The sequence below is a fragment of the Rhodococcus sp. DK176 genome, from assembly GCF_038447315.2.
In the GTDB taxonomy this organism is placed as follows: domain Bacteria; phylum Actinomycetota; class Actinomycetes; order Mycobacteriales; family Mycobacteriaceae; genus Rhodococcus_F; species Rhodococcus_F jostii_A.
The window spans coordinates 177237-204195 of sequence record NZ_CP118321.2; the positions used below are offsets into that span (position 1 = coordinate 177237).

Below are 26959 nucleotides of genomic sequence, written 5' to 3' on the forward strand. Positions count from 1 at the left end.
GTCCTACGAGCCGGGTCGCACCAGGCCCGTCTCGTAGGCCAGCACCACTGCCTGCACCCGGTCGCGGACGTTCAACTTGGTCAGAATCCGGCCCACGTGCGATTTGATGGTCGACTCCGAGAGGAACAGCTGACCGGCGATCTCCGTGTTCGACAACCCGGTGGCCACCAGCTGCAGCACTTCCCGTTCACGCTCGGTCAGCACGTCGAGGACCTCCGGGTCACGAAGCGGGCCCGGACCGTCGTCGAGGAACTTCGCCAGCAGCCGGCGGGTCACCTTCGGCGACACCACTGCGTCACCCGCCGCCACACTGCGGATGGCCGACACCAGGTCTTCCGACGGGGTGTCCTTGAGCAGGAAGCCACTGGCCCCGGCCCGCAGTGCACCCATGGCGTGCTCGTCGAGGTCGAAGGTGGTCATCACCAGCACGCGGCTCGCGACCCCCGACTCCAGGATCTGGGCGGTCGCGCTCACCCCGTCCACCACCGGCATGCGGACGTCCATCAACACCACGTCGGGTTCGAGTGTGCGGACCGCGGCGACGGCGGCCGCGCCGTCGCTCGCCTCACCGACGACAGTGATGTCGTCCTGAGCGTCGAGCACCATGTTGAGGCCCATCCGCATCAGTTCCTGGTCGTCGACGAGTAGCACGGTGATCGGCACAGCGCCAACCTAACACCGCTGTCCCGGTGGGCGCCCGGCCCGCACGACGGGCACCGAGCGCCGCGGTCACGAGTGGGTAACCAAACCAAGACCGGCAGAAGCGCTGGCATACGCTCGAAGTCTGCCTATGATCGAACCGGCGGCCAGTCGGAGTGCCCACAGATCGGGGTGTCCAGATGCGAATCGCGGATGTGTTGCGGAACAAGGGTCCGGCCGTGGTGACGGTCGATCCGGAGATGCCGGTCAGCACGCTGATCGGCGAACTCGCCAGGCACAATGTCGGCGCCCTGGTGGTGACGGAGAACGACGCCGTCGTCGGGATCGTCACCGAACGCGACGTGGTGCGCCGCATCCACGAACGCGGGCCCGACATCCTGAATGCCCGGGTCGTGGACATCATGACGACGTCGGTGTTCGCCTGTCTCCCGACCGACACCGTGGACAGTCTCGCCGAAACCATGACCGAACGCCGGATCCGGCACCTGCCGGTGATCGTGGACGGGCAGCTGGTCGGCATCGTCAGCATCGGCGACGTGGTGAAGAGCCGGATCGGCGAGTTGCAGACCGAACGCGACCAGCTCGAGTCCTACATCGACCACGGCTGAACGAGAACCTCATGGCTCTGTTCGTCGTGGAATACACGTACAGCCCCGAGACGTCGTCCCTCCGCGACGATCACCGGACGCAGCATCGTGGGTGGCTCACCGAACTCGTCCGCCGCAAGGTGATGCGCTCGACCGGCCCCCTCGCCGATGGCCACGGTGCGCTGTTCATCGTCGACGCCGAGGACGAGGACGCCGTCGCACGCCTGTTCACGCAGGATCCGTTCGCCCAGGAGAATCTGGTGCAGAAGGTGCAGATCCGCGGATGGACGCCCGCGATGGGCGAATTCAGCGAGTAGGACGCACGTCACACCCAGCCGAACAGGGCTCGGCTCCGAATACCTCTAGCGGATCGTTCTGCGCACGCCGCGATGATCGCTGTACCAGTCGTCGTCGGGGCGAAACATCGAAGGAAGTACGCATGCCCGGGTTCCCCCTCGCACCGGCCGACAGCCTCGGCCACGACGCGTTCACATCGCTGGTGGTCTCTCTTCCGCGCCCGGTCTGCGTCTACGACGACCGACGGCAACTGGTGTTGACGAACCCTGCCCTCGCCGACCTCGTCGGATACCGATCGGACGAATTCGATCGTGTGGACCTCGCGGGATTGATGCACCCGTCGGACGCGCCGCGATGGTTCGGCCTCGTCCGGGGTGTCCTCGACACCGGTACCTCCGACGCCGGGTATGCCCGCGTCCGGCACAGAAACGGGAACTGGCTGTGGGCGCACGGGTTCGCCTCCACTTTCACGTCCGCGGACACCCGCTTCGTCGTGCTCGTGTGGCAGGACAGGACCGACGAGGTCTGGAACAACCCGCGCTTGCTCGACAAGGCCGACGTCGCTTCGGCCGACGTCGTCCGTTCGCGGGCGATCATCGAACAGGCCAAGGGTGCGCTGATGCTCGTCTACTCCATCTCCGCGGACGCCGCCTTCGACCTCCTGACGTGGCGGTCACAGGAGACGAACACGAAGATCCGCGTGATCGCCGACCAACTCGTTCTCGCATTCGGCGACGAAATCCACACTCCCGCTTCGTTTCGCGACCGTTTCGACGCTCTGCTGCTCACCACTCACGAGCGGCACCGCCGATAGGAAAAGCCCGGGGGCGGTCCCGCGACCTGGGGGCTCAACCCGCGGAACCTGGGCCGGTGGTGCCACCGGTGACGCTTCCGACCCTGGAGCGTCGATTTCCCGTCTTGTCGAATGACTAAACAGTCGACGGGCACCAGCGAGTGCGCGCGGTGCGGCACTTCCGGGGACCGGGACCGCGCGGCCGTCGAATTCGGTGGCTGCCAGCAGCAGTCGCGGCTCCGGTCTCTAGGATGTCGCGGTGTCCACAGGATTGCTGAACGAACCGCTCGAGCGGTCTGCCCCGCCACCGGTACCGAGACCGTTCCGGGCGCCGATGATCCTCGCCGCGTCCGGCGCGGTGGTGGCCGCCGTGTTGTTCTGGATCGTCTCCGGCAGCCTGACGGACGATGCCTACATCAGTTTGTCGGCCGCCAGGAACCTCGCCGTCCACGGGGAGTGGGCGATCGTCCACGGCCTGACCGCGAACACGTCGACGTCCCCGCTCAACGTGCTCGTGCTCGGGGCACTGACGTTCCTGACCCGGTTGTGGGGCCCGGGCGATCCCCTGCTGGCACTCGGAATGCTCAACGTCGCGGTCACCGCCCTGTTGGGCTGGGTGCTGGCGCGGATGTGCCGGCGGCTCGGCCTCGGGTCCGGGTGGGCGGTGCTCGCCGGCGCGCTGGTGGTGTTCAACCCGTTCGTGTTGTCCGCGGTCGGGCTCGAGGTGCTGCTGATCCCGGCGGCCGTCGCGGTGATGGTGTGGTTCGCGGTCGAGGGCAGGACCGCCTGGTTCGGTGCGGCCGCGGGGACGGCGACGCTGGTGCGTCTGGACCTGCTCGTTTTCGTTGTAGTCATCGCCGCCCTGTCACCGGTGATTCGCACGCAACTGCGCCGCGCCCTCGCCGGCTTCGCCGCGATCGCCGGGCCGTGGTACCTGTTCAGCTGGGTCGTCCTCGGTTCGGCGCTGCCCGACACCTTCCTGATCAAGCAGGGCCAGGCCTCCGACGTGGGCGGCTACAACTATCTCACCGGCCCGATCATGTACTTCGAGTCCAATCCATGGCGGACCGTGGCGGCATTCGGTCCCGCGGCCCTCGCGCTCGTGCTGATTCTCGTCGCGCTCGCCTCGTACGCCAGACCGTGGAAGCGACCGGTGCCGGTGCCCGTGCCGCTGCTCGCGCTCGGCTTGTCCGGTGCCCTCTACTACGTCGCCTACGTCGTGCTCGACACCGTGCCGTACCACTGGTATTACGTGGCGCCGGCGACCACGCTGGCGATGTTCGCCGTCCTCGCCGCCGGCATCCACTGGAGCGCCGCGCGCGACACCCCGGACCGCGCCGTCGCCGGCTCGCTGGCCGGCCTCCTCGCTGTGCTGGGAGTCGGCGCCGTGTACTACGACGTCGAGAGCGGTCTCCCGTGGGACGCGCCGCCCATCTTCGGTAACTGGGCGAGCGCGCAGGACTACGAGCGGGTCGGCCGGGCGGTCGGGACACTCGTCGGGGAGGCGCCGGTGCGATCCCCCGGTGAGATCGGGACCCTCGCGTACTTCTGTGAGTGCGTGATCGTCGACGAGTTCTCCGACCGCGGATTGGTGGTCGAGGACCGGTTGGTGCCCCGTCTCGCGGAGGCCACCGAACCGGCGCGAACGTTGCTGCGCGCCAATTACGTCTTCTTCGACTACCGGCTCGCACCCGTGAACCCGGCGTTCGATCTCCGGTACGAGGAAGGCCGTGGTCCCGGCGGTCCCATGTCCTGGGACGTGTTCTCCGCCGCCCGCGGAGCCGGTCACTTCATCCTGGTGCCGCTCACCGCCGGCTGACGCGGTCGTGCGGCCTGCCCTCGAAGACGGTCCGTGCGTTGAAAAGGTGCGGATCCATCGGATTTCTCCGCCAACGGATTCTACGACCCGCTGCTACGACACGGCGCGCGATTCTTCGTCGCCTGACACGTGAAATGCCGCCGCGTGGAACGGTGAACCGTTGCCATATTGCTCGCGGGGAACGCTGGGACGGGGCGATGCGAGTGGCAGCTGACGAGAATCGACCGGCCGCGCCGGATGATCACGAGCGGAACCGGAAGGTCCGCACTGCGGCGGCGGAGGAGGCGTCCAAGCACGGGCGCCTGATGCGGAGGCCTCGGAACGGGGCAGTCCTCAGTGCCCTGATGCTGCCCGGCTTCCTCGTGCGCCCTCCGACGGGATTTGCAGTACTGACGACAACTGGACGCAAGACGGGCAAACAGCGACGAAAGTGTGTGCGGGTGATCCAACGCGGTGACCGTGCCTACCTCGTCTCTCTTCTGCCACCCGCGTTGGCGATGACGCGCCCGGATTTCGTCGCCGGCTGGGTGTGGAACATCCGTGGGAACCCACGGGTTCGACTTCGGTTGCCGGCAGGTTGGTTCGATGGACTCGCGCGAGAGATCACCAATCGCGCGGAGTTCGACGATGCCCGGGACGCGCTGTGCGAGACGGTCACTGTGTTCGACTACGGCGAATGCGCCGTGCATCTGCGCGGGTTGCCTACGCGCGCGAAGATCAAGGATCTACACCGGTACTGGTTCGACACAGGTCGGCCGCTCGTCGTCGAGCTCCGGGATGCTCCCCGGTGATCCGGCCCGGGTCCTCGGGCCGTTCGGCCACGATTCGAGCCGAACCATTGTCACGAGGTTGCCGATTCTCGCTTCGCGTCGAGTCGGTGAAGCAGGGCGCGCGCGCCGTCGAGGAGCAGTTCGAGTGCGTCGGGATAGGCGCTGCGGTCGGAGAGGTCGACGAGCAGGCCCGCGGTCGCGGCGATGTGCGGGTGCGTCTCGGCAGGCAGTTGCGCGTAGGACGATCGCCACAGTTGCCGGTCGGACTCGCGGACGTCCTCGCGTAGTGCGAGTTCGGCTCCGTCGAGGGCGGCGAACGCCAGCATCTGATCGACGAACGCGCGGTAGAGGCGCACCGCTGCGCCGTCGGGGAACCCCGCCTCGCGCAGTATCCCGAGGATCGTGTCGACGGCCGCTTTCTCCGAGGTGCGACCGCTGACGCGGCTGGCCGACAGGACTGCCGCCTGGGGATGGTCCAGATACGCTGCATGCGAGCGTATTCCGAGGGAGTGCAAGTCGCGCCACCAGTCTCCGGTGGGTTCCCACCCGTGGAAAGACCGTCCGATCAGCTCGTCGGCGATCGCCAACGTCAGGTCGTCGATGCCCCGGAAGTACCGGTACAGGGTGCTGGGGTCGGCCCCGAGCGCAGCCCCGAGTCGGCGGACGGACAGGCCCGCACTGCCGTGGTGCCGGAGCAGCCGCAGCGCCGTCTCCATGATCAGCTGCTCCGAGAGAACTGCGCCCTGTTTCGTCGGCCTGCGCCTCTTCCGGGACGAGTCCGACACCACCTGCTTCGCCATTCCCGGCTCCTTCCGTCGGCCGCAGCTTATGCCAACACCGTTGACGGTGTAAACGGTGACGGTGTTGCATGTCACAGGCAGGGAGCGAAGCCCCAGGCCGCGGGCACGAGACACCGGACCGGCGCGTGGCCTCGCGTCCCTCTCCACCCTCCAGCGAAAGCGACGCACACATGGCAGTAGTGAACAACGGCGCGGCCGACGCGCCGAGGGCGACGGCCCTCCGCAAATCCCTCGGCGTCATGGACGGAGTTGCGATCGCCGCCTCGAGTACCGCGGCGACGACCAGCATCGGTGTCGGTTTGGGAGTCATCGCCGCCGTGGTCGGCCTCCAGATGCCGGTGGTGCTGCTACTGGCCTTCGTCCCGATCCTGGGAATTGCCAGCGGATACGCCCGGCTCAACCGGGTCGAACCGAATTGCGGCAACAGCTACGTCTGGGTGGGCCGTAGTCTCAGTCCGTGGCTGGGCTTCCTCACCGGGTGGATGGCCATCGTCGCCGTTGTCGTGTTCATGGCCTACACCACCGCGATCGCCGGGTCGGCGATCCTGCAACTCGCCGGCATGGCCGGGCTGCACAGCATCGGCGGGCTCGCTCTCGATCCCGACTCCACGCTGCAGTCGACGATGCTGGGGTTGACGATCCTCGGTGCGGTGACCTTCACCGCCGTCCGCGGCGTCGCGGTCGCCGCACGGCTGCAGAAGTATCTCCTCGTCTTCGAGTACGTCGTGCTGATCGGCTTCTGCACGTATGGGCTGTTCGCCGGGAGCCAGCCGTTCTCCCTCTCCTGGTTCAATCCCTTCGCGATTCCGTCGTTCGCCGTGCTGGCCGAGGGAATGGTGATCGCGGTCTTCTTCTACTGGGGTTTCGAAGCGGCGTTCAGCGTGAGCGAGGAGGTGCGCGATCCGCGCGACGCGTCCCGCGCCGGCGTGATCACCGTCTTCCTGGTCCTCGGCCTGTTCCTGCTCGGTGCGGTGGCGTTCCAGCGCGTCCTCACCCCCACGGAACTGGCGGACAACGGGACCGTCGGGCTCGCGTTCCTCGGCGAGGCACTCGCCCGTCAGCCGCTGGCCGCGCTTCCCGTGGTGGCGTTGATGTTCTCCGTCATCGCCTCGCTCCAGGCCACCGTGATACCCAGCGCGCGTGGACTGTTCGCGATGGGCCGGGACCGCACGCTCGGCCCGGTGTGGACCCGCATCCATTCCCGCTATGGAACCCCGGCGGCCGGAACCGTGCTGCTCGGCGGCATCTCCGCCGTGGTCGCGCTGCTGGCCACGGTCATCCCCAAGCTCAGCGACCTTCTCGGTGCGGGCATCAGTTCGATCGGTCTGGTGGTCGCCCTCTGGTACGGCCTGACGGCACTCGCCGCAGCCGTCCGGTTCCGCGGACTCCTGCGGGAACGTCCGTGGGAGGGACTGCGCGCGGTCGTGTTTCCCGCTCTCAGCGCCCTGGTGTTGCTGGCATTGGGCGGCTACCTGGGCTGGATCTTCTACACCTCGGCAGATCATCTCGAATTCAGCGCGACCAACGGTTGGTTTCAGCTGCTGTTCCCGGTCCTCATCCTGATCTCGGGGCTGGTTGTGGCCGCGCACGCGAAGTGGGTCCGACGGTCGCCCTATTTCGTCACCGGCCGCGGAACGGATGCCGACGACGTCAACCTGCTCGGTGCGCCCGCCGACGTTCCCGTGACCACCCGTTCCTGATCAGCGCGACGCGACCTGATCCGACCACCGACTAAATCACTTCCCGACAGGAGATTTTCGATGTCAGCAGAACCCGCAGATCTGGTCTTCACCGGCGGATCGATTGCCACCCTGGACCCGGCCCGCAGCCGCGCCACGACGGTCGCCGTCACCGGTGGCCGGATATCCGCCGTCGGCCACGACGAGGTCCGGGAGCTGATCGGCTCCCGCACCGAGGTCGTCGACCTCACCGGCAGGCTGCTGCTGCCCGGCTTCCAGGACGCGCACATCCATCCCGTGGTGGCCGGCCTCGAGTACGCCCGCTGCAACCTCACGGGCACCAGCGACGCCGCCGGCACCCTCGCCGCCATCCGCAGCTACGCCGACGCACACCCGGAGTTGCCGTGGATCGTCGGCGGCGGGTGGTCGATGGAGGCGTTCGACGGGGGCACACCCACCGCGCAACTCCTCGACACCGTCGTGCGGGATCGGCCGGTGTTTCTGCCCAACCGCGACCACCACGGGGCTTGGGCCAACACGAGAGCGCTGGACCTCGCGGGCATCACCCGAGACACCCCCGATCCCGTCGGTGGACGTATCGAACGCGACGCCGACGGCTTGCCGACCGGCATGCTCCAGGAGTCCGCGATGGAGTTGGTCGGCTGCCACACCCCGCAGCACACGCCCGACGACCGGCTGAAGGCCCTGCTCCACGCCCAGCAGCACCTGCATTCGCTCGGCATCACCGCCTGGCAGGACGCGCTACTCGGCGACACCTCCGGGATCTCCGACGTCTCGGACGCTTACCTGAGCGCGGCCGGCGACGGGTCACTCACCGCGCGGGTGGCGGGCGCCTTGTGGTGGGATCGCGATCGGGGCGCCGAGCAGATCCCCGATCTGCTCCGGCGGCGTTCCCTTCTCCGCGTCGGGCGGATGCGGGCCGACACCGTGAAGATCATGCTCGACGGTGTCGCCGAATCCCGCACCGCGGCCATGATCTCCCCGTATCTGGATGGATGCGGCTGCGCGACAGCCCATTCCGGCACCAGCTTCGTCGACCCGGACGAGCTGCGCGGATACGTCACCGAGCTCGACGCCCTCGGATTTCAGGTGCACTTCCACGCGCTCGGTGACCGGGCCGTGCGCGACGCGCTCGACGCGGTCGACGCCGCTCGGACGGCGAACGGATTCCGCGACACCCGGCCGCACCTCGCCCACCTTCAGGTCGTGGACCCGGACGACATCCCCCGCTTCCGCGCGCTCGGCGTCACGGCCAACATGCAACCGCTGTGGGCAGCCCACGAACCGCAGATGGACGAACTCACCATCCCCTTCCTCGGGGACGAGCGCTCCCGCAGGCAGTACCCCTTCGGTTCCCTGCTGCGTTCGGGCGCAACGCTGGCAGCCGGCAGCGACTGGCCGGTCAGCAGCGCCGACCCGATCCACGGCATCCACGTCGCGGTCAATCGCGTGCTGCCGGGCCGGGACGGGCAGGGGCGCCCGGTGTTCCTCCCGGAGCAACGAATCGACCTCACGGCCGCACTGACCGCCTACACCGCCGGGTCCGCGTACGTGAACCACCTCGACGACACGGGGAGCATCGAGGTGGGCAAGCTCGCAGACCTGGTGGTCCTCGACCGGGATCCGTTCACGGGAACCGCCGACGAGATCGGCGGGAGCCGGGCGGTCCTGACCTATGTGGGCGGTAATCGCGTCTACTCCGCACCGGACGCCTGAGGACCAGCGGGAGGCAGCCCTGCTCGGCGGCGCGGATGCCGATCGGCGGACCGTCGTGGCGCCGATCGGCATCCGCGGCCACACTGGAGGTGTCCCGCCGAAGTCAGGAGACAGTGATGGGCGACAACAGGCCGTTCGGGTTCGACCCCGACGATCTCGACCGCGTGATCCGTGAGGCCGGCGAGGAATTGCAGGGCGTCAAGGACCGGATCGTCAGGTTCCTGGACCAGGCGGATTCTCAGATTCCGTGGACGGGCGTGTTCGCGGACTTCGCCCGCTCTCCGCGCGGCGCGGCGAAGCCGGAAACCGCCGGCGAGACCGGTGACGGTGTGTGGGCGATCTACACGCTCGACGACGAGGGCGTCGCACGCGTCGAGCAGGTGTATGCCACCGAACTCGATGCGCTCCGCGCGCACAAGCACAACACGGATCCCCACCGGTCGGTGCGGTTCCTCCCCTACGGCGTCACCGTCAGCGTCCTCGACCAGCCGGAGGAAGCAGCGCCACCGGAGACGGAGTGACCGAGGCCGCTCAGTCCTCCAGCTCGAGCGGCAACTCCGCGGTGACCCGCCAGCTGCCGTCTGTCTGCCGTCCCGCCTCGAGGGTGCCGTGCAGGACGGCGACCCGCTCTCGCATACCGAGCAGGCCGTTGCCCGACCCGAGCGAGAACTGCCCGGACGAGTTGCCGTTGTCGGTGATCTCGACGAGGACATCCGTCTCGCGCCGCCGCACCCGCACCTTCGCGCGCGGACGCTCCCCGGCGTGCCGCAGCACATTTGTCAACGATTCCTGGACCAGCCGGTGGACGCCGAGGCTGACCGCGGGGCTGATGTCGTCCAACTCCCCCGTCAGTTCGAGTTCCACGGGCAGGCCGGCGCTGCGCATCATGTCGACCACTCGGGCGAGGCCGGCCGTGCCGTGCTGGGGCATGTCGTCGGTCGCCGGTTCGGTGCGCAGCAGCGAGACGGTGCGCCGCAGTTCCGCCAGAGCCTCCCGCCCGGTGCTCGCGATGTTGGTGAGTGCCTGCTTCGCGATGTCGGGGTTGGTCTTCAGGGCATACGACGCGCCGTCGGCCTGAACGATCATCACGCTCACCGCATGTGCGACCACGTCGTGCAGTTCCCGGGCGATCCGGGTCCGCTCGGCCGCCACCGCATCCTCGGCGCGGCGATCCCGGTCGTAGTCGGCGACGACGAGGCGCGCGGCGACCTCCTCGTCGTAGGCCCGCCGGGCGCCGAGGAACTCCGCCGTGATCCACGAGAGCGCGAAGACGAGGACGGAGAACAGTCCGGCGGCCACCAGTTCCTGTTCCAGCAACCAGATCGACAGGGCCGAATCGACGACGAGACCCACCGCGTACACCGCGGCGGTGCTGCGGTCGACGTAGGCGACGAGCGTGTAGAGGGCGACGGCGAGCGCCAGCAGACCGGGATGTTCGGCGTCGAGGTCACCGATCGAATAACTGATGAAGGTGATCGTGATCGACATCACGAGAACGGCACCGGCCGCCGCCCGCGGGTACTTGCGACGCCACACGATCGGCAGGCACAGCAGGAAACCCATGACCAGCTGCACCCACGGCGAGCGGTCGCCCGACGCGGTGAACACGAACACCTCGAGGGTGAACAGGATCGCCGCCAGCATCGAGTCCGCAACCGTCGGCTTTCCTCGCAGCCACAGACTGAACCTCCGCATGTGCACAGCGTAAGTACCTCGGGGTGGGTGTGGTTGAGTCTGCACCATGAATGTGGGTGACTGGGCGCTTCTTCTCACCGCCGCGACGGCCGCCGGGTGGGTGGACGCCGTCGTCGGCGGCGGCGGACTGATCCTCATTCCCGCGCTGTTTCTCGTCGCACCGCAGCTGACGCCGCAGGCGGCGCTGGCCACCAACAAGCTCACCGCATTCACCGGCACCTCCGCCGCCGTCGTCACGTTCGCGCGCCGGATCCCCATGAACTGGCGGTTGCTGGTTCCCGCGGGCCTGCTCGCGGCGGTGGCATCCGCGCTCGGCGCGGCAACGGTGTCGCGCATCGACAAGGACGTCTTCATCCCGCTCATCATGGCGGTGCTCGTCGGCGTTGCCGTCTTCGTGACGATCCGTCCGCAGCTCGGGACCACGCTGGCAAAGGATCCGCCGACACGGCGGAAGGTCGTCGCGGTCGTCCTGCTGTCTGCCGGGCTCCTCGGTTTCTACGACGGACTGTTCGGGCCGGGCACCGGCACATTCCTCATCATCAGCTTCGCCACGTTCCTCGGCACGGAATTCGTGCGCAGTGCGGCGATGGCGAAGGTGATCAATCTGGGATCGAATCTCGGTGCGCTGGTGTTCTTCGCCGCCACCGGTCACGTGCTGTGGGCACTCGGCCTGGGTATGGCGGTCTGCAACGTGATCGGCGCGGTCATCGGCTCGCGGATGGCACTGAGCAAGGGCGCCGGATTCGTCCGGATCACCCTGCTGATCGTGGTGATCGCGATGGTGATCCGGTTGGGTTGGCAGCAATTCGGCTGAGCGACCGACTACGGTGGTCCAGGTGACGGCTCCACGACAGGTTGATCCGGAATTCCTTGCCCTCCCCCTGCGTTCGCTGGCGGACGCGGCACTCGCCGCTGCCCGCGCGGCGGGCGCGTCGCACGCCGACCTGCGGGTGCATCGGCTGACCAGCCAGTCGCTGCGGCTGCGCGACGGCGAAGTGCAGTCGGCGGTGGACACCAGCGAACTCGGCTTCGCGGTGCGTGTCGTCGTCGACGGCACCTGGGGTTTCGCGTCGCATGCCGAGCTGACGCCGGCGACCGCCGCCGCGACGGCGGAACAGGCCGTCGCGGTCGCCCGGGCGCTGCGTGGACTGAACCGTGAGCACGTCGAACTCGCCGCCGAACCGGTGCACACGGACGTCCGCTGGGTGTCCGATTACGACGTCGATCCGTTCGAAGTTCCCGCCTCCGACAAGATCTCGCTGCTCGGTGAATACTCCCGCAGGCTCCTCGCATCCGACGGTGTCGACCACGTCACTGCCGGATGCCTGCAGGTGAAGGAGCAGACGTTCTACGCCGATCTCGCCGGATCGTCCATCGTGCAGCAGCGGGTGCGGCTGCATCCGCAACTCGAGGCCACCACCGTCGACCAGTCGGCCGGTGTGTTCGAGACGATGCGCACCCTCGCTCCGCCCGTCGGCCGCGGATGGGAATACGTTGCCGGCGACGGGGTGTGGAACTGGACCGACGAACTCGCCCGGATCCCGGACCTGCTGGCCGAGAAGGTGAAGGCCCCCACCGTGGTACCCGGTCCCACCGACCTGGTGATCGACCCGACCAACCTGTGGCTGACCATCCACGAATCCATCGGGCACGCCACCGAGTACGACCGCGCCATCGGCTACGAGGCCGCGTACGCCGGCACGTCGTTCGCCACCCCCGACAAGCTCGGCACGCTGCGCTACGGGACGCCGATCATGCACGTGACCGCGGACCGGACCGAGCGGCACGGTCTCGCCACGATCGGCTACGACGACGAAGGCGTCGAAACCCAGTCCTGGGACCTGGTTGCCGACGGGATTCTCGTCGGCTACCAGCTCGACCGGGCGTTCGCGCCCCGGCTCGGGCTGGAGCGTTCCAACGGCTGCTCGTATGCCGACTCGCCGCACCACGTCCCCATTCAGCGAATGGCCAACGTGTCGTTGCAGCCCGACCCCGACGCCGACCGCAGCACCGACGACCTGATCTCCGATGTGGAGGACGGCATCTATGTGGTCGGCGACAAGTCCTGGTCGATCGACATGCAGCGCTACAACTTCCAGTTCACCGGTCAGCGGTTCTACCGCATCCGCGGCGGGAAGCTCGACGGCCAACTCCGCGACGTCGCGTACCAGGCGACGACCACGGACTTCTGGGGTTCGATGGACGCCGTCGGCGGCCGCTCCACGTGGCAGCTCGGCGGCGCCTTCAACTGCGGCAAGGCGCAGCCCGGCCAGGTCGCGGCCGTCAGCCACGGCTGCCCGTCGGCACTCTTCCGCGGCGTCAACGTACTGAACACTCGGACAGAAGGCGGCCGATGATCGCACCGCAGCAACTCGTCGAGCAGGTCCTCGCCCGGGCCACCGTGGACGAAACCATCGTGATCGTCACCGATGCCAGCGAGGCGTCGCTGCGATGGGCAGGCAACTCGATGACCACCAACGGCGTGTCCACATCGCGCAGCTGGACCGTCATCTCGATCGTCCGGGCCGGCGAGGACGCGAAGGTCGGCATCGTCACGTCCGCCTCCGTCGACGCCGCCGACATCGACGGTGTGGTCCGCTCGGCCGAAATCGCCGCCCGCGCAGCCACACCCGCATCGGACGCGATGCCGCTACTCACCGGAACCGACGCCGATGAGCGGTGGGACGACTCGGCGGAGCGCACCGAGATCGGCGCGTTCGAACAGCTCGCCCAGGATCTGAGCATGGGCTTCGACGGCAGCGACCAGCTCTACGGCTTCGCCCACCACCAGCTGCACACCACGTGGCTGGGCACGTCGACCGGAATCCGGCGCCGATTCGCCCAGCCGACCGGATCGGTGGAGATCAACGGCAAACGCGGCGATGCCAGCGCCTGGGTGGGCACCAGCACCAAGGACTTCACGGATGTGGCCAGCGTGAAGTTGCTCCAGGACCTGTCCACGCGCCTCGACTGGGCACGCAACCGGGTGGAGCTGCCCGCGGGCCGTTACGAGACGATCCTGCCGCCGTCCGCGGTCGCGGACCTCATGATCTACCTCATGTGGACGATGGAGGGCCGGGCCGCCGAAGAAGGGCATTCCGCCCTGTCGGCGCCCGGGGGCACCCGTATCGGGGAGAAGCTGAGTGCGCTGCCCCTCACCCTCTATTCCGATCCGGCCGCGCTCGGCCTGGAATGCACGCCGTTCGTCGTCACCGGGTCGTCGTCCGAATCGGTGTCCGTCTTCGACAACGGGATGGACGCGGGCCGGGTCGACTGGATCCGCGACGGGACCGTCAATGCGCTCGCGTACCCGCGGGCTGCGGCGAAGGAGTTCGGCGCCGACGTGACCGCGCCCGGCGACAACCTGATCCTCGACGCCGGCGGTTCGGTGTCACTCGAGCAGATGGTGGCCGAGACCGAACGAGGGCTGCTGCTGACCACCCTCTGGTACATCCGGGAGGTCGACCCCGCCACCCTGCTGCTCACGGGATTGACGCGGGACGGCGTCTACCTCGTCGAGAACGGGAAGGTCACGGGCGCCGTGAACAACTTCCGGTTCAACGAGAGCCCCCTCGACCTGTTGCGGAGGGTCACCCAGGCCGGTGCCACCGAGCGGACGCTGCCCCGGGAATGGAAGGACTGGTTCACCCGAACCGCGATGCCGGCGTTGCGCGTCCCGGACTTCCACATGTCGTCCGTCAGCAAGGCGCTCTGAGGGGCGGATTCTATGCGGACGCTCGTCTAGGTGACAGCCCGTGCAGTTTCCGTTATAAATGCTGCAGACATCGCGCATATGAGATTCCTCACTCCAGAGCCGTTTCGCCGCGCATGTCATATTCAGGTCTCCAGAGAACGGGGCCGAAACTCACCGTAGCGCCGCGTGGCCGGCGCATGCGCCGAGTACGTCCCTTGCCCGTCTGACCAGGAGGTTTCATGCACTCCGATACCACCACCCGCGACCTGCTCCACGGCCACACCAAGGTCACGAGACGGTTCGCTCTCGCCGACGTGGCGCTGACGACGTTCGTCTGCCTCGTCTGCGCCACCGGAATCGGCATCATCACCGGTTCGGTTCTCGCCGCCGCGACGGGAGGACTGATCGTCGTCCTCGCGACGGCCCTGATGGTGGCGGCGGTATGACCGCGCCCAGACATCAGCGAAGCACCACAATCCAGGAGATCACCGTGTCGAACGACGTACTCGAAACCGCACCGCCCGCACATTCGATTCCGCACCGTCACCCCGACGGACGCGAGGTTCTCGCCACCGCGAAAGGCATTCTCATCGCCACCCGCGGTTACGGCGATGCCGAGGCGTTCGAGGAGTTACTCGACGTCTCCCGACATCATCACGTCAGTGTGATGCGGGCAGCTAAGTCGTTGGTGGAGTTGGCGACTCGGCGACAGCCGTGCCCGTCCGTGACGACGCCCGCACCGTCGTACGCCCTCGAGTTCAAGGAATGGACGACGCTGCTGGCGCGGTGACACCGTCCCTGTCCGCCCGGATGAGACGCTGGTAGCCCCGGTGCGTGAGCCACTCGAGCGGCCCCCGATCGAACCGCCGCAACCACAGGCGTGACACGACGATCAGGGTTGCCGAGACCGCACCGAACAGTGCGACCGTCGCCGGCACGACGGTGGCGCCGCCCAACCGGACCGCGAGGCCGAATCCCCAGCCGTAGCAGACGACCGAGCACAGGATGTTCTGCAGCACATAGCAACTGAGCGCAGTGCGGCCCACTCCCGAGAGCGCCCGACCGGCCGGGCCGGGTTCGCTCCCGCCAGAGTAGAAGTGTGCGATCGCGGCGAGTAGTCCCAGCGCCACCACCGGAGCGGTCCCGTACCTTCCGAGGATCAGGCCTGCGTCTCCGCCGAATAATCCGAGTGCGAAGTCCAGCGGAAGTGCGATCGCCAGGCCCGCGACCATCAGGTGGCGGCGCAAGGCGCCACGGTCCGGATCGAGGACGCGCGCACCGTAGAGGTGGGCGCCGACGAGGAACAGGGCGATCGACAGCGGCAGGATGAACAGCACCTCGAGCCGGAACAGCAACACGTGGTCGGCGCGGAAGATGACGAGATCCCAGAAACTGCCGTCCGCATAGGGGTTCGGTGACGGTGGCCGCGGCTCCCGCGTGGGCGCCGAGGACAATGCCGCGACGACGAGGCCCAGCATCGCCGCGTGGACGGTCACCGCGCACGCCACCCAGACGCGTTGCACGCTTATGCCTGTGGTCAGGATTAAGGCGACGATCAATCCGGTGAGGGCGTAGCCGGTCAGCACGTCGAACTCGGTGAACAGCAGAAAATGTAGCGCTCCGTCGAGCATCAGCAGCCCCGCGCGCCACGGGTAGCCGCCCGGCCACCGAGCGCCACGTCGCTGCGCGGAGCGCTGCTGGATGACCAGTCCGATGCCGAACATGATGGTGAGCAGGCCGAGGAACTTGCCCTGCGCGAACTGCTGCAGAATCGCCTGCACCGGGGCCCATCCGCCGGTGGCACGTCCGGTGCCGTTGACATACCCCACCAGACCCTCGACGTTGGTGAAGATCCAGATGTTGGTGGCGAGGGTTCCCACGATGGCCGCATCGCGCATGACGTCGAGCGCGGCGTAGCGGTGGAACTCGACAGTTGCGACGTCATGCCTTCAGCCCTCCAGTACTTGTTAGTACGATCGTGCCAACAAGTGTCCATGCTAACACGGCCGTGCTAGCATGGGAGGGTGCCGAAGCTCATCGACCACGACCGAAGGCAGCAGGAGATCGCCGAGGCCGTGTGGCGGGTGATCCAACGCGAGGGCATCGGCGCCGTGTCCGTCCGGGATGTCGCCGCGGAGGCCGGAATCTCGAGCGGATCGCTCCGACACGTGTTCGCCAGCAAGGCCGAACTCCTCGCCTATTCGATGCGGCTCGTCGCAACGCGTGTCCGCGAACGAGCACAGGCCCACGCGTCGATCACCGACCCGTGGCAGCGTGCCCTCGCAGTGCTGGACGAGGTACTCCCCCTCGACGACCGCCGACGCTGCGAAATGGAAGTGAACCTGGCCCTCGTCGCGGAAAGCCCCGCCCATCCCCTACTGAAAGACATCGCCCTCGACGCCCAATGGCAGCTCCGTGGTGCATGCGCCGCGATCCTGACCGGCCTCGCTCAACGGGGCTTGATCGCGCCGGACATCGACGTCGACGCCGAGGCGATGCGCCTGCACGCACTTGTCGACGGCGCGGCGATGCACGTTCTGCTCGGCGATACCGACACCCCGGACACCGCTCGGCGCATGATCGCCGAGCATCTCCGCACACTCCTCTGACCGTTCACCGAGATGCGGTGCCACATACCCGTTCCGCGAGAAGCCGACCCGCCCCTCATCACGCGGGCCGGTAGCGGAGCCAGACGACGCCGTCGTCGAATGTACGGCTCGCGATGAGGTCGCCGCGCTTCCTGATGCTGTGAACGGCGTTGTCGGCCAGGTGATCCTTCTCGTGAATCGTGACCGTACCGAAGTAGTCCGCGAGGACGCGGGACGCGAGCAGTCCGGCGATGACGACGGCGTGTGCGTCCCGGCGTGGGATGTTCACGCGCCGCGATCGCATGGATCGGTCAACGCGGCGACGCAGGGCGATGTGGTGGTTCATGGTGATACTCCCGTCTACGGGACATACCCACCGTGATCCCCGCACCCGCACGCCGCCAGGCCCCTCGGGTCACCTTCCCTCACCCCAGGGTGAGGAAGGTGACCCAGGGTGGGCGCGTCCAATCCACCCTCGAACGTCCGATCACCCACGCCGGTCGTCGGCCGTCACGGCGAGCCCGATGGTGCCGGTCTTTCCTCGGCGCAGGAGGCTGCCCTTCATCGTGAGCCAACCGAGGATGCCGTACTTTCGGGCGATCACGTCCCGCGTGTGATCGGTGTCGGCAGCGTCGAGGATGACGGCGCGGGCAGGAACCTCGGGCCCCTTCGGCTTGCCGCGAGCATCGCATGCGGCCACCGTCACTTCCGGGTTGCGGCGGATGCGTTTGACCTTGTAGGAGTCGGTGACCGTCCACATCAACAGACGGTCACCGTCGGCGGCGGCCCACAGCGGCGTCGCCACCGGGGTGCCGTCTTTCCGAAACGTGGTGAGCAGGACATACTTCGCGGACGACACCCGGTCGAATTCTGTGGTCACCGGCCCCATGCTAGACCGAACTGCGAAGCCCGGGCGGTGGGTCAGTCCCCTTCGAGTTCGCCTTCGGTCTCGAGATACACCTGCCGCAGGCCGTCGAGGGTCTGCTGCTCGGGGTGCTCCCACATGTCCCGCTCGGCCGCCTCGAGCAGGCGTTCGGCGATGCCGTGCAGGGCCCACGGGTTGGACTGTTCCATGAACTTGCGGTTCTGGTCGTCCAGCACGTACGACTCGGCGAGCTTCTCGTACATCCAGTCGGCGACGACATTGGTGGTGGCGTCGTATCCGAACAGGTAGTCGACGGTGGCCGCCATCTCGAACGCACCCTTGTAGCCGTGGCGGCGCATCGCCTCGAGCCACCGCGGGTTCACGACGCGGGCGCGGAACACCCGGGACGTCTCCTCCGACAGGGTTCGGGTGCGCACCGACTCGGGACGGGTGCTGTCGCCGATGTACGCCTCGGGCGACTTTCCGGTGAGCGCCCGCACGGTCGCGACCATTCCGCCGTGGTACTGGAAGTAGTCGTCGGCGTCGGCGATGTCGTGTTCGCGGGTGTCGGTGTTCTTGGCCGCCACGGTGATTCGACGGTATGCGGTCCGCATGTCGTCGGCGGCGGGTGCGCCGTCGAGTCCGCGGCCGTACGCGAAACCACCCCACGTGGTGTACACGTCGGCGAGGTCGGCGTCGCCGCGCCAGCTCTTGGAGTCGATCAGCTGCAGCAGTCCGGCCCCGTAGGTGCCCGGCTTCGACCCGAAGATGCGGGTGGTCGCGCGCCGTTCGTCGCCGTGCTCGGCGAGGTCCGCCTGGGCATGTGCGCGCACGAAGTTGCTCTCCGCCGGTTCGTCCAACGCGGCGACGAGCCGGACGGCGTCGTCGAGCAGCGCCAGGACGTGCGGGAACGCGTCACGGAAGAAGCCGCTGATCCGGACCGTCACGTCGATGCGCGGCCGGCCGAGCTCCTCGAGGTCGATCACCTCGAGGTTCACCACGCGGCGGCTCGCCTCGTCCCACACCGGGCGCACACCGAGGAGCGCGAAGACCTCGGCGATGTCGTCGCCGGAGGTGCGCATCGCGGACGTGCCCCACACGGACAGGCCCACCGAGCGGGGCCACTCCCCGTGATCGGACTTGTACCGGTCCAGCAACGATTCGGCCATCGCCTGGCCGGTTTCCCAGGCGAGCCGGGACGGCACGGCCTTCGGGTCGACGGAGTAGAAGTTTCGGCCCGTCGGGAGCACGTTGATCAGCCCGCGCAGCGGCGAACCGCTCGGCCCGGCGGCGATGAATCCGCCGTCGAGCGCGTGCAGCACCTGGGCGATCTCGTTGTCGGTCTCGCGAAGCCGGGGCACCACCTCGGTGGCGGCGAAACGGAGAATCTTCGCGACGGTGGCATCGTCGGTGAGGGTGTCGGCGGCGTCCGGTTCCCAGTCGGCGTCGTGCATCCCCTGCACCAGTGCGTGCGCCTGCTGCTCGATGTCGTCTACGCGGGTGCGGGATTCGTCGCCGTCCTCGCTGAGGCCGAGCGCCTCGCGGAGTCCGGGCACGTTCTGTTCGCCGCCCCACATCTGCCGGGCGCGCAGCATCGCGAGCACCAGTTCGACCTCGGCGTCGTCGCGGGGGGCCGCACCGAGGATGTGGAGGCCGTCACGGATCTGGACGTCCTTGATCTCGCACAGCCAGCCGTCGACGTGCAGCAGCATGTCGTCGAACACGTCCTCGTCGGGCCGCTCCTCGAGTCCGAGGTCGTGGTCCATCTTGGCGGCGCGCATCAGCGTCCAGATCTGCTGGCGAATGGCCGGCAGCTTGGACGGGTCGAGCGCGGAGATGTTCGAGTGCTCGTCGAGGAGCTGTTCGAGTCGTGAGATGTCGCCGTAGCTCTCGGCGCGGGCCATCGGCGGGATCAGGTGATCGACGAGCGTCGCATGGGCGCGGCGCTTGGCCTGCGTGCCCTCGCCCGGATCGTTGACCAGGAACGGGTAGATCAGCGGCAGGTCGCCGAGCGCGGCGTCGGTGCCGCACGACGCGGACATGCCGAGTGTCTTGCCGGGCAGCCATTCGAGGTTTCCGTGCTTGCCGAGGTGGACGACGGCGTCGGCGCCGAAACCGCCGGCGGCGGCGTCCGCGGCGATCCACCGGTAGGCGGCGAGGTAGTGGTGGCTCGGCGGCAGGTCCGGGTCGTGGTAGATCGCCACCGGCTTCTCCCCGAATCCGCGCGGCGGCTGCACCATCAGCACGAGATTTCCGAACTGCATTGCGGCGATGACGATTTCACCGGCAGGATCCTGTGAGCGGTCGACGTACAGTTCGCCCGGCGCCGGACCCCAATGGTCCTCGACGCCCTCGCGCAGTTCCGCGGGCAGCGCCGAGAACCACTCGCGGTAGCGGGCGGCGGAGATCCGGATCGGGTTGCCCTCGAGCTGCTCCGCGGTCAGCCAGTCCGGGTCCTGTCCGCCGGCGGCGATGAGGGCATGGATCAGCGCGTCGCCGTCCTGGGCCGCGAGACCCGGCACGGAATCCGGCCCGTCGACCGGGCCGAGGTCGTATCCAGCGGCCCGCATCTCGGTGAGCAACCGGATCGCACTGGCCGGGGTGTCGAGACCGACGGCGTTGCCGATGCGGGCGTGCTTCGTCGGGTACGCCGACAGCATCAGAGCGATCCGGCGGTCGGATGCGGGGATGTGCCGGAGTCGGGCGTGCCGGACGGCGATCCCCGCCACCCGGGAGGCGCGCTCTGCGTCCGGAACGTAGGTGGAGAGACCGTCGGCGTCGATCTCCTTGAACGAGAACGGCACCGTGATCAGCCGACCGTCGAACTCGGGGACCGCGACCTGGGTGGCGACGTCGAGCGGTGACAATCCGTCGTCGTTGGACTCCCACGACTCACGACTGCTGGTCAGGCACAGGCCCTGCAGGATCGGCACGTCCAGCGCGGCCAGTGCGGCGACGTCCCACGCCTCGTCGTCGCCACCGGCCGAGACTCCGGCCGGCTTGGTGCCGCCGGCGGCGAGCACGGTGACCACCATCGCGTCCGCCCGGCGCAACGTGTTCAGCAACTGCGGTTCGGCGGTACGCAGCGACGCGCAGAAGATCGGCAGCGGAGTGCCGCCCGCCGCGTCGACGGCGTCGCACAGTGCCTCGATGTAGCGGGTGTTCCCGGCCAGGTGCTGGGCGCGGTAGTAGAGAACGGCGATCGTGGGGCGCTCCGGGTTCACAGCGGGAGCGAACGGCGCGACACCCCAGCTCGGCAGGTGGACCGGCGCCTCGAAACCGTGACCGGTCAGCAGCACGGTGTCCGACAGGAAGTGGTGCAGCTGGCCGAGGTTGTCGGCGCCACCCTCGGCCAGATAGTTGTGCGCCTCCGCCGACACACCGGCGGTGACCGTCGAGCACTCCATCAGCTCGGCGTCCGGGGCGTGCTCGCCGCCGAGGACCACCACGGGCAGCCCGCTGGCCAGGACCGCGTCGAGGCCCTCTTCCCAGGCCCGGCGGCCGCCGAGGATGCGAACCACGACCAGGTCGGCGCCGTCGAGCAGTCCCGGCAGATCCTCCTCGACCAGCAGCCGTGCCGGGTTGGCCCAGCGGTAGTCCGCCCCGCTGGCGCGTGCGCTGAGCAGGTCGGTGTCGGAGGTGGAGAGCAGCAGGATCACGTGTGGAGCCTTCCTGGGGGTGTCGCGCCCCGTGGCAGTGGTTCTGTGCGGAACCGTAGGTCGGAGGACGGCAGGTGAGGGTCTGGCTCGCCCACCGGTTTCGGCGAGCTCACAGTGGCGCGACCGCGCCGGATTTTCACCGGCTTCCTCTCCTGCTGTCGCAAGTGCTGGAGATGCTACCCGGGGCCGGACGTAACCTGGGACCATGGTCGACTCCCGTTCCCGCCCCGATGCATGCCCCGGCGCGCTGCAGGTCCACCAGGCCGCGGACGGTGCGCTCGCACGCGTGCGCCTCCCAGGAGGCGTGCTGACCTCCACCCAGCTTCAGACCCTCGCGGAATCGGCCCGTGACCTCGGGAACGGCGAGATCGAACTGACCTCCCGCGGCAATGCGCAGTTGCGGGCGGTCCGCGACCCGCAGGAATTCGCGCGCCGCCTCGCCGACGCGGGTCTCCTGCCGTCGGAGACGCACGAACGGGTCCGCAACATCCTCGTCTCGCCGCTGACCGGCCGGATCGGTGGACTCGCGGACCTGCGGGATCTGGTCGACGAACTCGACCGGACGTTGTGCGCGGACTCCGCGTTGGCGGACCTGCCCGGCCGCACCCTGTTCACCCTCGACGACGGGCGCGGCGACGTCTCGGCGCTCGGCGGCGATTTCGGTGTCCATGCGGTGAGCGAGACGGAGGTCGCCCTGGTTCTCGCCGGTCGCGACAGCGGCGCCCGGATCACGACGACGGAATCGGTGAAGGTGCTCCTCGACGCCGCCCGCGTCTTCCTGGAGCTGCGCGATCAGCACTGGCGGCTGTCCGAGATCGCCGACGGGGTCGAACGAACCCTGTCGGCATTGACGCTGGCTCCGACCGCCGACCCGGTGTACGGGTTCGACGAGCATCGGCCGCCGATCGGGTGGCTCGACCAACCGGACGGCAACGTGACCCTCGGCGGCGGTCTCGCGTTCGGGATCCTCGACGCCCGGCTGGCCGAGTTCCTCGCCGCCGTCGAGAAACCGGTGATCGTCACGCCGTGGAAATCGGTGCTGCTGTGCGATCTCGACGAGTGGTCCGCCGAGCAGGTCGTCCGGGTCCTCGCCCCGATGGGCCTGATCTTCGACGAGAACTCCCCCTGGCTGAACGTCAGTGCCTGCACCGGGCAGCCCGGATGCGAGAAGGCACTCGCCGACGTGCGGTCCGACGCGCGGGATGCCGTCGCGCGCGGCGAACTCCCGGTGGAGGGCAGGCAGCACTGGTCGGGCTGCGAGCGGTGCTGCGGGCGGCCCAAGGGTGAGGTCGCCGACGTCGTTGCCACGGAGACGGGTTACCGGGTGGAGGAGCCGTGACCGCGGTGCCTCTATCGTGAGCGAATGATCGAGTACATCCGAGACGGCGCGGAGATCTACCGCCAGTCCTTCGCCACGATCCGTTCCGAGGCGGATCTCAGTGCCTTTCCCGAGGACGTCTCGCAGGCCGTGGTCCGCATGATCCACGCGAGCGGTCAGGTCGACCTCGTGGACGACGTCGCGTTCACCCCCGGCGTCGTGAAGGCCGCCCGCGCGGCGCTGGCGGGCGGCGCCCCGATCCTGTGCGACGCGCAGATGGTGGCGGCAGGCGTGACCCGGAAGCGTCTCCCCGCGGACAACGAGGTGCTCTGCACGCTGCGCGACCCCCGGGTCCCGGTGCTGGCGGAGCAGATCGGGAACACCCGCTCGGCGGCCGCGCTCGAATTGTGGGGCAGCAAACTCGAGGGTGCCGTCGTCGCGATCGGCAACGCCCCGACCGCATTGTTCTACCTGCTGGACATGATCGAATCCGGTGCACCCCGGCCCGCCGCGATCGTGGGCGGTCCGGTCGGTTTCATCGGTGCCGCGGAGTCGAAGGAAGCGTTGATCGAGCACCCGAGCGGACTCGACTATCTGGTGGTCCGCGGCCGCCGGGGTGGCAGTGCCATCACGGCTGCGGCGCTGAATGCGATTGCGAGCGAGGTCGAATGAGCTTCGAAGAGCGCGTGACCGGCAAACTGTGGGGCGTCGGCATCGGACCGGGTGACCCGGAACTGGTGACGGTGAAGGCCGCGCGGGTCATCGCCGAGGCCGATGTGGTGGCGTTCCACAGCGCCCGGCACGGCAAGAGCATCTCCCGCGCGGTCGCGGCGCCGTACCTGCGTGAAGGCCAGATCGAGGAGCACCTCGTCTACCCCGTCACCACCGAGACCGTCGACCATCCCGGCGGCTACCAGGGGGCGATGGACGAGTTCTACGAGGAGGCGTCGCAGCGACTCGCCGCCCACCTCGACGCCGGCCGTTCGGTCGCGCTCCTCGCGGCGGGCGACCCGCTGTTCTACAGCTCGTACATGCACATGCACAAGAGGTTGGTGCCTCGCTTCGAGGCGGAGGTCGTTCCCGGGGTCACGTCGATCAGCGCCGCCTCCGCCGCACTGGCGATGCCGCTGGTCGAGGGCGAGGAAATTCTGACCGTCCTGCCCGGAACGCTGCCGCCCGGCGAGCTGACGCGGCGCCTGCGGGAGACCGACGCCGCCGCCATCCTGAAGCTCGGACGCACCTACCCGGCCGTCCGGCAGGCGTTGAAGGACTCCGGCCGCATCGACGAGACGTGGTACGTCGAGCGGGCCAGCACGACCCGGCAGAAGATCGACGCCGCCGACGACGTCTCGGACAGCGACGTCCCCTACTTCTCGATCGCCATCGTGCCCAGCCCGTCGAACGCCCGCCGCGACGACACGGCACCGCAGGGCGAACTCGTCGTCGTCGGGCTCGGTCCCGGCGACCAGGCCTGGACGACACCGGAAGTGCAGCACGAACTGTCGCTCGCCACCGATCTCGTCGGCTACGGCCCCTACATCGACCGGGTCCCCGAACGTCCCGGCCAGCGCCGTCACTCCAGCGACAACCGCGTCGAGGCCGAACGCGCCGCGATGGCACTCGACCTGGCGAAGAACGGGTCCCGCGTCGCCGTCGTGTCGTCCGGTGACCCGGGTGTGTTCGCGATGGCCGCCGCGGTGCTGGAAGTAGCGGCCGAGGAGCAGTGGCGCGGCGTCCCCGTGCGTGTCCTGCCCGGCATGACCGCCGCGAACGCTGTCGCGAGCCGGGTCGGCGCACCCCTCGGCCACGACTACGCCGTCCTGTCGCTGTCGGACCGGCTCAAGCCGTGGGACGTGGTGGCGCAGCGCATCTCGGCGGTCGCAAGCGCCGACATGGCCTTCGCCGTCTACAACCCGGCGTCGAAGTCACGCACCTGGCAGGTCGCCGCGATGCGCGACCTGGTCCTCGAGCACCGCTCCCCCGACACCCCGGTGATCATCGGCCGCGACGTGGCCGGCGCGCAGGAGTCGGTGCGGGTCGTGCGGCTCGCGGACCTCGACCCGGCCGAGATCGACATGCGGTGCCTGCTCATCGTGGGCTCCTCCATGACGACCGTGGTCGAGAACGAACACGGGACCAGGGTGTTCACGCCCCGGCGTTATCCGGGCTGAGTACCTCAGTCCACGCGGCCGGAGCGGAGTTCGGTCACCGCGATCCGGGCGGCGTGCCCGATCGCGGCGTCGACCACCGGTAGTACGGGGTCGGTTCGGGCGGCGCGGGTGAAGACGGCGACCGCGACGGGCGTCTCACCGGGAAACGTCACGACGGCCACCTCGTTGCGGATGGCGCCGATGGTCCCGGTCTTCCCGGCGACGTCCACCTCGGAATACGGGAACCCGGACCGGATGCGGTGCTGCCAGATCTGCGCGGACATCACGTGCCGGACGAACTCGCCCTGCGGCCCGGGCACCGCCCTTCCGGTCCAGATCGCGTCGAGAAGCAAAGTCATCTCCCGCGGTGTCGTCGCGCTCGCATACGACGGGTCGTAGGCGGATACCGTCCACGCCTCGTCGTTGTCGGCCAGCGCCGCGAATGCTTCGGCGGTGGTGTGCGCATGGGCGTCGATCACCAGACTGCGGTGCGCATCCGCTGTGCCGCCGATGATGCGCGTGCTCGTCATGCCCAGCTCGGACAGTGTGCGCTCGACGCTCGCCAGTCCCACCTGCCCGAGGACGAGGTCGGCGGCGGCGTTGTCGGACACGGTCATCATCGACAGTGCCAGATCCCGCCAGCTCAGCACCACCGGATCACGGAACGTCGACACCCCGGTCGGTCCCGGGGTGCAGTCGGCCGGATTGACCCGGACGGACGCGGTCGGCGACAACTCCCCCGATTCGAAAGCGCGGCACAGGGCGACGAGTAGCGGAAGCTTGTAGACCGATGCCAGCACCACGAGATCGTCCGCGCCGACCGCGATGTCACCCGCGTCGCCGCCGGTCGGGGTCCCGACGCGGCGAGCGTGCAGCCATCCGGTGCACCCGGCGTCGGCGAAGACGTCACGGATCCGCTTCGCCGCCGACGGCGTCATCGACCGGCCCTCAGCAGCACCCGGTCGAGGGCGGCAGCGGACGGTGCCACGTCGGTCCCCGAGCGCCAGACGATGCGCACGCGCAGCGCGAGGTCTTCGCGCAGCAGATCGACCCAGGCCACACCCGGCATCACCGTCGGTGCCGTCGCCGTCACGCCGAAATGACCGCCTGCGGCCACGTGCGTGATAATTTCGCGCGGACCCGGTGCGACCACGATGTCCGGGTCCAGCCCTCGGGCCCGCCACAGGTCGACGAACAGGTCGTGGGCAGGCGGATTGTCCGAGCGTGGACCGGTGGCCAACGCCAGCCCGCGCAGCATCCGGACCTGTGCCTTCTTCGCGACCGCCGCCGGGTGGTCGTCCGGCACCACCACCCACCGCCGAAGCTTCAGCACCGGCCCGCTGTCGAGACCGGTGAGCAGAGCGGGATGCTCGACCACGGCGACGTCGAGACTGCCCGTGCGGACGGCGTCCACGAGTTCGGTGGTGGACGCCGTGGTCGTCACCACCCGGGTGGGCCGGGTCTCGTCCGCGTCGCGGAGGGCACGGACACACCGCACCACCACACCGTCGGCTACCGAGTGCGGGACACCCCATCGCACCACCGCGTCGCGACCGCCGGCGATGCGGTGCGCCTCGTCCTCGAATCGGGCGGCGTCGGCGACGAGAAGTCGCGCACGCGGAAGCAATTGGCGTCCGGCGTCGGTGAGTCCGATTCCGCGGGCACTGCGATGGACCAGCTCCGCGCCGAGTCGCTGTTCGAGCCGCCGCACTCCCTGTGACAGCGGCGGCTGCGTCATCCCGAGCCTGGATGCGGCGTTGCCGAAATGTCCCTCCTCCGCAACGGCGACAAAGAAACTGAGGTGGCGGAGCAGATCCATGGCGACCATTGAATCAGTTCCGGCCGCCC

At 68.7% G+C, this 26959-nt stretch carries 26 protein-coding genes and 1 riboswitch; of the genes, 17 read left to right on the plus strand and 9 right to left on the minus strand.

Annotated features, from left to right (window positions below):
* Positions 1-3: 3 nt before the first annotated feature.
* Positions 4-663 carry a response regulator gene (locus PSR88_RS00680; RefSeq protein WP_011593468.1) on the minus strand — a complete coding sequence of 220 codons (660 nt, stop codon included), beginning with the start codon at positions 661-663 and terminating at the stop codon, positions 4-6.
* Between the two features lie 176 nt (positions 664-839).
* Between PSR88_RS00680 and PSR88_RS00685 the strand changes: the two genes are divergently transcribed.
* The 5 genes from PSR88_RS00685 (at position 840) to PSR88_RS00705 (ending at position 4947) form a co-directional block, all read left to right on the plus strand.
* On the plus strand, positions 840-1268 hold the full coding sequence (locus PSR88_RS00685) for a CBS domain-containing protein (protein ID WP_009472696.1): 429 nt from the start codon (positions 840-842) through the stop codon (positions 1266-1268).
* Positions 1269-1279: 11 nt separating this feature from the next.
* On the plus strand, positions 1280-1564 hold the full coding sequence (locus PSR88_RS00690; RefSeq protein WP_009472697.1) for a YciI family protein: 285 nt from the start codon (positions 1280-1282) through the stop codon (positions 1562-1564).
* 122 nt (positions 1565-1686) lie between these two features.
* Positions 1687-2358: a PAS and ANTAR domain-containing protein gene (locus PSR88_RS00695; protein WP_011593470.1), complete on the plus strand. Its 672-nt coding sequence runs from the start codon at positions 1687-1689 to the stop codon at positions 2356-2358.
* 238 nt (positions 2359-2596) lie between these two features.
* Complete coding sequence (locus tag PSR88_RS00700; protein ID WP_016884217.1) at positions 2597-4156, plus strand: membrane protein; 1560 nt, start codon at positions 2597-2599, stop codon at positions 4154-4156.
* 197 nt (positions 4157-4353) lie between these two features.
* On the plus strand, positions 4354-4947 hold the full coding sequence (locus tag PSR88_RS00705; protein WP_237724180.1) for a nitroreductase/quinone reductase family protein: 594 nt from the start codon (positions 4354-4356) through the stop codon (positions 4945-4947).
* A 50-nt stretch (positions 4948-4997) separates the two neighbouring features.
* On the opposite strand, the gene PSR88_RS00710 is transcribed toward PSR88_RS00705, so the two are convergent.
* Positions 4998-5726, minus strand: a complete 729-nt coding sequence (locus tag PSR88_RS00710; protein WP_016884215.1) for a TetR/AcrR family transcriptional regulator — start codon at positions 5724-5726, stop codon at positions 4998-5000.
* A 170-nt stretch (positions 5727-5896) separates the two neighbouring features.
* Here PSR88_RS00710 and PSR88_RS00715 point away from each other — a divergent pair, with 170 nt between their 5' ends.
* The 3 genes from PSR88_RS00715 to PSR88_RS00725 all read left to right on the plus strand — a co-directional run bounded on the left by PSR88_RS00715 (position 5897) and on the right by PSR88_RS00725 (position 9663).
* Positions 5897-7426 (plus strand): APC family permease, encoded by a 1530-nt coding sequence (locus tag PSR88_RS00715; protein WP_029539646.1) that lies wholly within the window; start codon positions 5897-5899, stop codon positions 7424-7426.
* A gap of 60 nt (positions 7427-7486) precedes the next feature.
* On the plus strand, positions 7487-9142 hold the full coding sequence (locus tag PSR88_RS00720) for an amidohydrolase (protein WP_011593475.1): 1656 nt from the start codon (positions 7487-7489) through the stop codon (positions 9140-9142).
* A 116-nt stretch (positions 9143-9258) separates the two neighbouring features.
* Complete coding sequence (locus PSR88_RS00725) at positions 9259-9663, plus strand: hypothetical protein (protein ID WP_009472704.1); 405 nt, start codon at positions 9259-9261, stop codon at positions 9661-9663.
* 10 nt (positions 9664-9673) lie between these two features.
* Here the strand turns inward: PSR88_RS00725 and PSR88_RS00730 are convergent, their stop codons facing one another.
* The gene (locus PSR88_RS00730) at positions 9674-10837 is read right to left on the minus strand and encodes a sensor histidine kinase (protein WP_029539645.1); all 1164 of its coding nucleotides are present in this window, start codon (positions 10835-10837) and stop codon (positions 9674-9676) included.
* 46 nt (positions 10838-10883) lie between these two features.
* Here PSR88_RS00730 and PSR88_RS00735 point away from each other — a divergent pair, with 46 nt between their 5' ends.
* The 5 genes from PSR88_RS00735 to PSR88_RS00755 all read left to right on the plus strand — a co-directional run bounded on the left by PSR88_RS00735 (position 10884) and on the right by PSR88_RS00755 (position 15321).
* Positions 10884-11651 carry a TSUP family transporter gene (locus tag PSR88_RS00735; RefSeq protein ID WP_011593477.1) on the plus strand — a complete coding sequence of 256 codons (768 nt, stop codon included), beginning with the start codon at positions 10884-10886 and terminating at the stop codon, positions 11649-11651.
* Positions 11652-11673: 22 nt separating this feature from the next.
* Positions 11674-13194 (plus strand): TldD/PmbA family protein, encoded by a 1521-nt coding sequence (locus tag PSR88_RS00740; protein WP_029539644.1) that lies wholly within the window; start codon positions 11674-11676, stop codon positions 13192-13194.
* Positions 13191-14552: a metallopeptidase TldD-related protein gene (locus PSR88_RS00745; RefSeq protein ID WP_016884211.1), complete on the plus strand. Its 1362-nt coding sequence runs from the start codon at positions 13191-13193 to the stop codon at positions 14550-14552. The genes PSR88_RS00740 and PSR88_RS00745 overlap by 4 nt, the downstream gene beginning before the upstream one ends.
* Positions 14553-14770: 218 nt before the next feature.
* Positions 14771-14977 (plus strand): hypothetical protein, encoded by a 207-nt coding sequence (locus PSR88_RS00750; protein WP_011593480.1) that lies wholly within the window; start codon positions 14771-14773, stop codon positions 14975-14977.
* Entirely contained in the window at positions 14974-15321 is a 348-nt protein-coding gene (locus tag PSR88_RS00755) for an ANTAR domain-containing protein (RefSeq protein WP_009472710.1), read from the plus strand. Before PSR88_RS00750 ends, PSR88_RS00755 begins: the two co-directional genes overlap by 4 nt.
* Here the strand turns inward: PSR88_RS00755 and PSR88_RS00760 are convergent.
* Entirely contained in the window at positions 15290-16429 is a 1140-nt protein-coding gene (locus tag PSR88_RS00760) for a DUF418 domain-containing protein (RefSeq protein WP_016884210.1), read from the minus strand. The two genes, PSR88_RS00755 and PSR88_RS00760, sit on opposite strands and share 32 nt — an antisense overlap.
* A 126-nt stretch (positions 16430-16555) precedes the next feature.
* Between PSR88_RS00760 and PSR88_RS00765 the strand changes: the two genes are divergently transcribed.
* Positions 16556-17140 carry a TetR/AcrR family transcriptional regulator gene (locus PSR88_RS00765; RefSeq protein ID WP_016884209.1) on the plus strand — a complete coding sequence of 195 codons (585 nt, stop codon included), beginning with the start codon at positions 16556-16558 and terminating at the stop codon, positions 17138-17140.
* Positions 17141-17198: 58 nt separating this feature from the next.
* On the opposite strand, the gene PSR88_RS00770 is transcribed toward PSR88_RS00765, so the two are convergent.
* From PSR88_RS00770 to cobN, 3 genes are all read right to left on the minus strand, one after another.
* Positions 17199-17408 carry a hypothetical protein gene (locus PSR88_RS00770; protein ID WP_237724179.1) on the minus strand — a complete coding sequence of 70 codons (210 nt, stop codon included), beginning with the start codon at positions 17406-17408 and terminating at the stop codon, positions 17199-17201.
* Between the two features lie 198 nt (positions 17409-17606).
* Positions 17607-18008 (minus strand): PPOX class F420-dependent oxidoreductase, encoded by a 402-nt coding sequence (locus PSR88_RS00775; RefSeq protein ID WP_009472714.1) that lies wholly within the window; start codon positions 18006-18008, stop codon positions 17607-17609.
* Positions 18009-18040: 32 nt separating this feature from the next.
* Complete coding sequence (gene cobN, locus PSR88_RS00780; protein ID WP_016884207.1) at positions 18041-21643, minus strand: cobaltochelatase subunit CobN; 3603 nt, start codon at positions 21641-21643, stop codon at positions 18041-18043.
* Positions 21644-21698: 55 nt separating this feature from the next.
* Positions 21699-21842, minus strand: a riboswitch (cobalamin riboswitch).
* 6 nt (positions 21843-21848) lie between these two features.
* Here cobN and cobG point away from each other — a divergent pair.
* Genes cobG through PSR88_RS00795 form a run of 3 tightly spaced genes read left to right on the plus strand, consistent with a single transcriptional unit; the run spans position 21849 to position 25132 of the window.
* Positions 21849-22982: a precorrin-3B synthase gene (cobG, locus tag PSR88_RS00785; protein ID WP_011593486.1), complete on the plus strand. Its 1134-nt coding sequence runs from the start codon at positions 21849-21851 to the stop codon at positions 22980-22982.
* A gap of 24 nt (positions 22983-23006) precedes the next feature.
* The gene (locus PSR88_RS00790) at positions 23007-23633 is read left to right on the plus strand and encodes a precorrin-8X methylmutase (protein ID WP_009472718.1); all 627 of its coding nucleotides are present in this window, start codon (positions 23007-23009) and stop codon (positions 23631-23633) included.
* Positions 23630-25132, plus strand: coding sequence for a precorrin-2 C(20)-methyltransferase (locus PSR88_RS00795; RefSeq protein ID WP_016884206.1), 1503 nt, complete (start codon positions 23630-23632; stop codon positions 25130-25132). Before PSR88_RS00790 ends, PSR88_RS00795 begins: the two co-directional genes overlap by 4 nt.
* A 5-nt stretch (positions 25133-25137) precedes the next feature.
* On the opposite strand, the gene PSR88_RS00800 is transcribed toward PSR88_RS00795, so the two are convergent.
* Both PSR88_RS00800 and PSR88_RS00805 read right to left on the minus strand, forming a co-directional pair.
* The gene (locus PSR88_RS00800) at positions 25138-26049 is read right to left on the minus strand and encodes a serine hydrolase (RefSeq protein ID WP_016884205.1); all 912 of its coding nucleotides are present in this window, start codon (positions 26047-26049) and stop codon (positions 25138-25140) included.
* Complete coding sequence (locus PSR88_RS00805; protein ID WP_029539643.1) at positions 26046-26939, minus strand: LysR family transcriptional regulator; 894 nt, start codon at positions 26937-26939, stop codon at positions 26046-26048. The genes PSR88_RS00800 and PSR88_RS00805 overlap by 4 nt, the downstream gene beginning before the upstream one ends.
* Positions 26940-26959 lie beyond the last annotated feature (20 nt).

Coding starts and splice junctions, on each gene's coding strand:
- PSR88_RS00685 (WP_009472696.1), top strand. CDS start 840: ATGCGAATCGCGGATGTGTTGCGGAACAAGGGTCCGGCCGTGGTGACG.
- PSR88_RS00690 (WP_009472697.1), top strand. CDS start 1,280: ATGGCTCTGTTCGTCGTGGAATACACGTACAGCCCCGAGACGTCGTCC.
- PSR88_RS00695 (WP_011593470.1), top strand. CDS start 1,687: ATGCCCGGGTTCCCCCTCGCACCGGCCGACAGCCTCGGCCACGACGCG.
- PSR88_RS00705 (WP_237724180.1), top strand. CDS start 4,354: ATGCGAGTGGCAGCTGACGAGAATCGACCGGCCGCGCCGGATGATCAC.
- PSR88_RS00710 (WP_016884215.1), bottom strand. CDS start 5,726: ATGGCGAAGCAGGTGGTGTCGGACTCGTCCCGGAAGAGGCGCAGGCCG.
- PSR88_RS00715 (WP_029539646.1), top strand. CDS start 5,897: ATGGCAGTAGTGAACAACGGCGCGGCCGACGCGCCGAGGGCGACGGCC.
- PSR88_RS00720 (WP_011593475.1), top strand. CDS start 7,487: ATGTCAGCAGAACCCGCAGATCTGGTCTTCACCGGCGGATCGATTGCC.
- PSR88_RS00725 (WP_009472704.1), top strand. CDS start 9,259: ATGGGCGACAACAGGCCGTTCGGGTTCGACCCCGACGATCTCGACCGC.
- PSR88_RS00730 (WP_029539645.1), bottom strand. CDS start 10,837: ATGCGGAGGTTCAGTCTGTGGCTGCGAGGAAAGCCGACGGTTGCGGAC.
- PSR88_RS00735 (WP_011593477.1), top strand. CDS start 10,884: ATGAATGTGGGTGACTGGGCGCTTCTTCTCACCGCCGCGACGGCCGCC.
- PSR88_RS00745 (WP_016884211.1), top strand. CDS start 13,191: ATGATCGCACCGCAGCAACTCGTCGAGCAGGTCCTCGCCCGGGCCACC.
- PSR88_RS00750 (WP_011593480.1), top strand. CDS start 14,771: ATGCACTCCGATACCACCACCCGCGACCTGCTCCACGGCCACACCAAG.
- PSR88_RS00755 (WP_009472710.1), top strand. CDS start 14,974: ATGACCGCGCCCAGACATCAGCGAAGCACCACAATCCAGGAGATCACC.
- PSR88_RS00760 (WP_016884210.1), bottom strand. CDS start 16,429: ATGCGCGATGCGGCCATCGTGGGAACCCTCGCCACCAACATCTGGATC.
- PSR88_RS00775 (WP_009472714.1), bottom strand. CDS start 18,008: ATGGGGCCGGTGACCACAGAATTCGACCGGGTGTCGTCCGCGAAGTAT.
- cobG (WP_011593486.1), top strand. CDS start 21,849: ATGGTCGACTCCCGTTCCCGCCCCGATGCATGCCCCGGCGCGCTGCAG.
- PSR88_RS00790 (WP_009472718.1), top strand. CDS start 23,007: ATGATCGAGTACATCCGAGACGGCGCGGAGATCTACCGCCAGTCCTTC.
- PSR88_RS00795 (WP_016884206.1), top strand. CDS start 23,630: ATGAGCTTCGAAGAGCGCGTGACCGGCAAACTGTGGGGCGTCGGCATC.
- PSR88_RS00800 (WP_016884205.1), bottom strand. CDS start 26,049: ATGACGCCGTCGGCGGCGAAGCGGATCCGTGACGTCTTCGCCGACGCC.
- PSR88_RS00805 (WP_029539643.1), bottom strand. CDS start 26,939: ATGGTCGCCATGGATCTGCTCCGCCACCTCAGTTTCTTTGTCGCCGTT.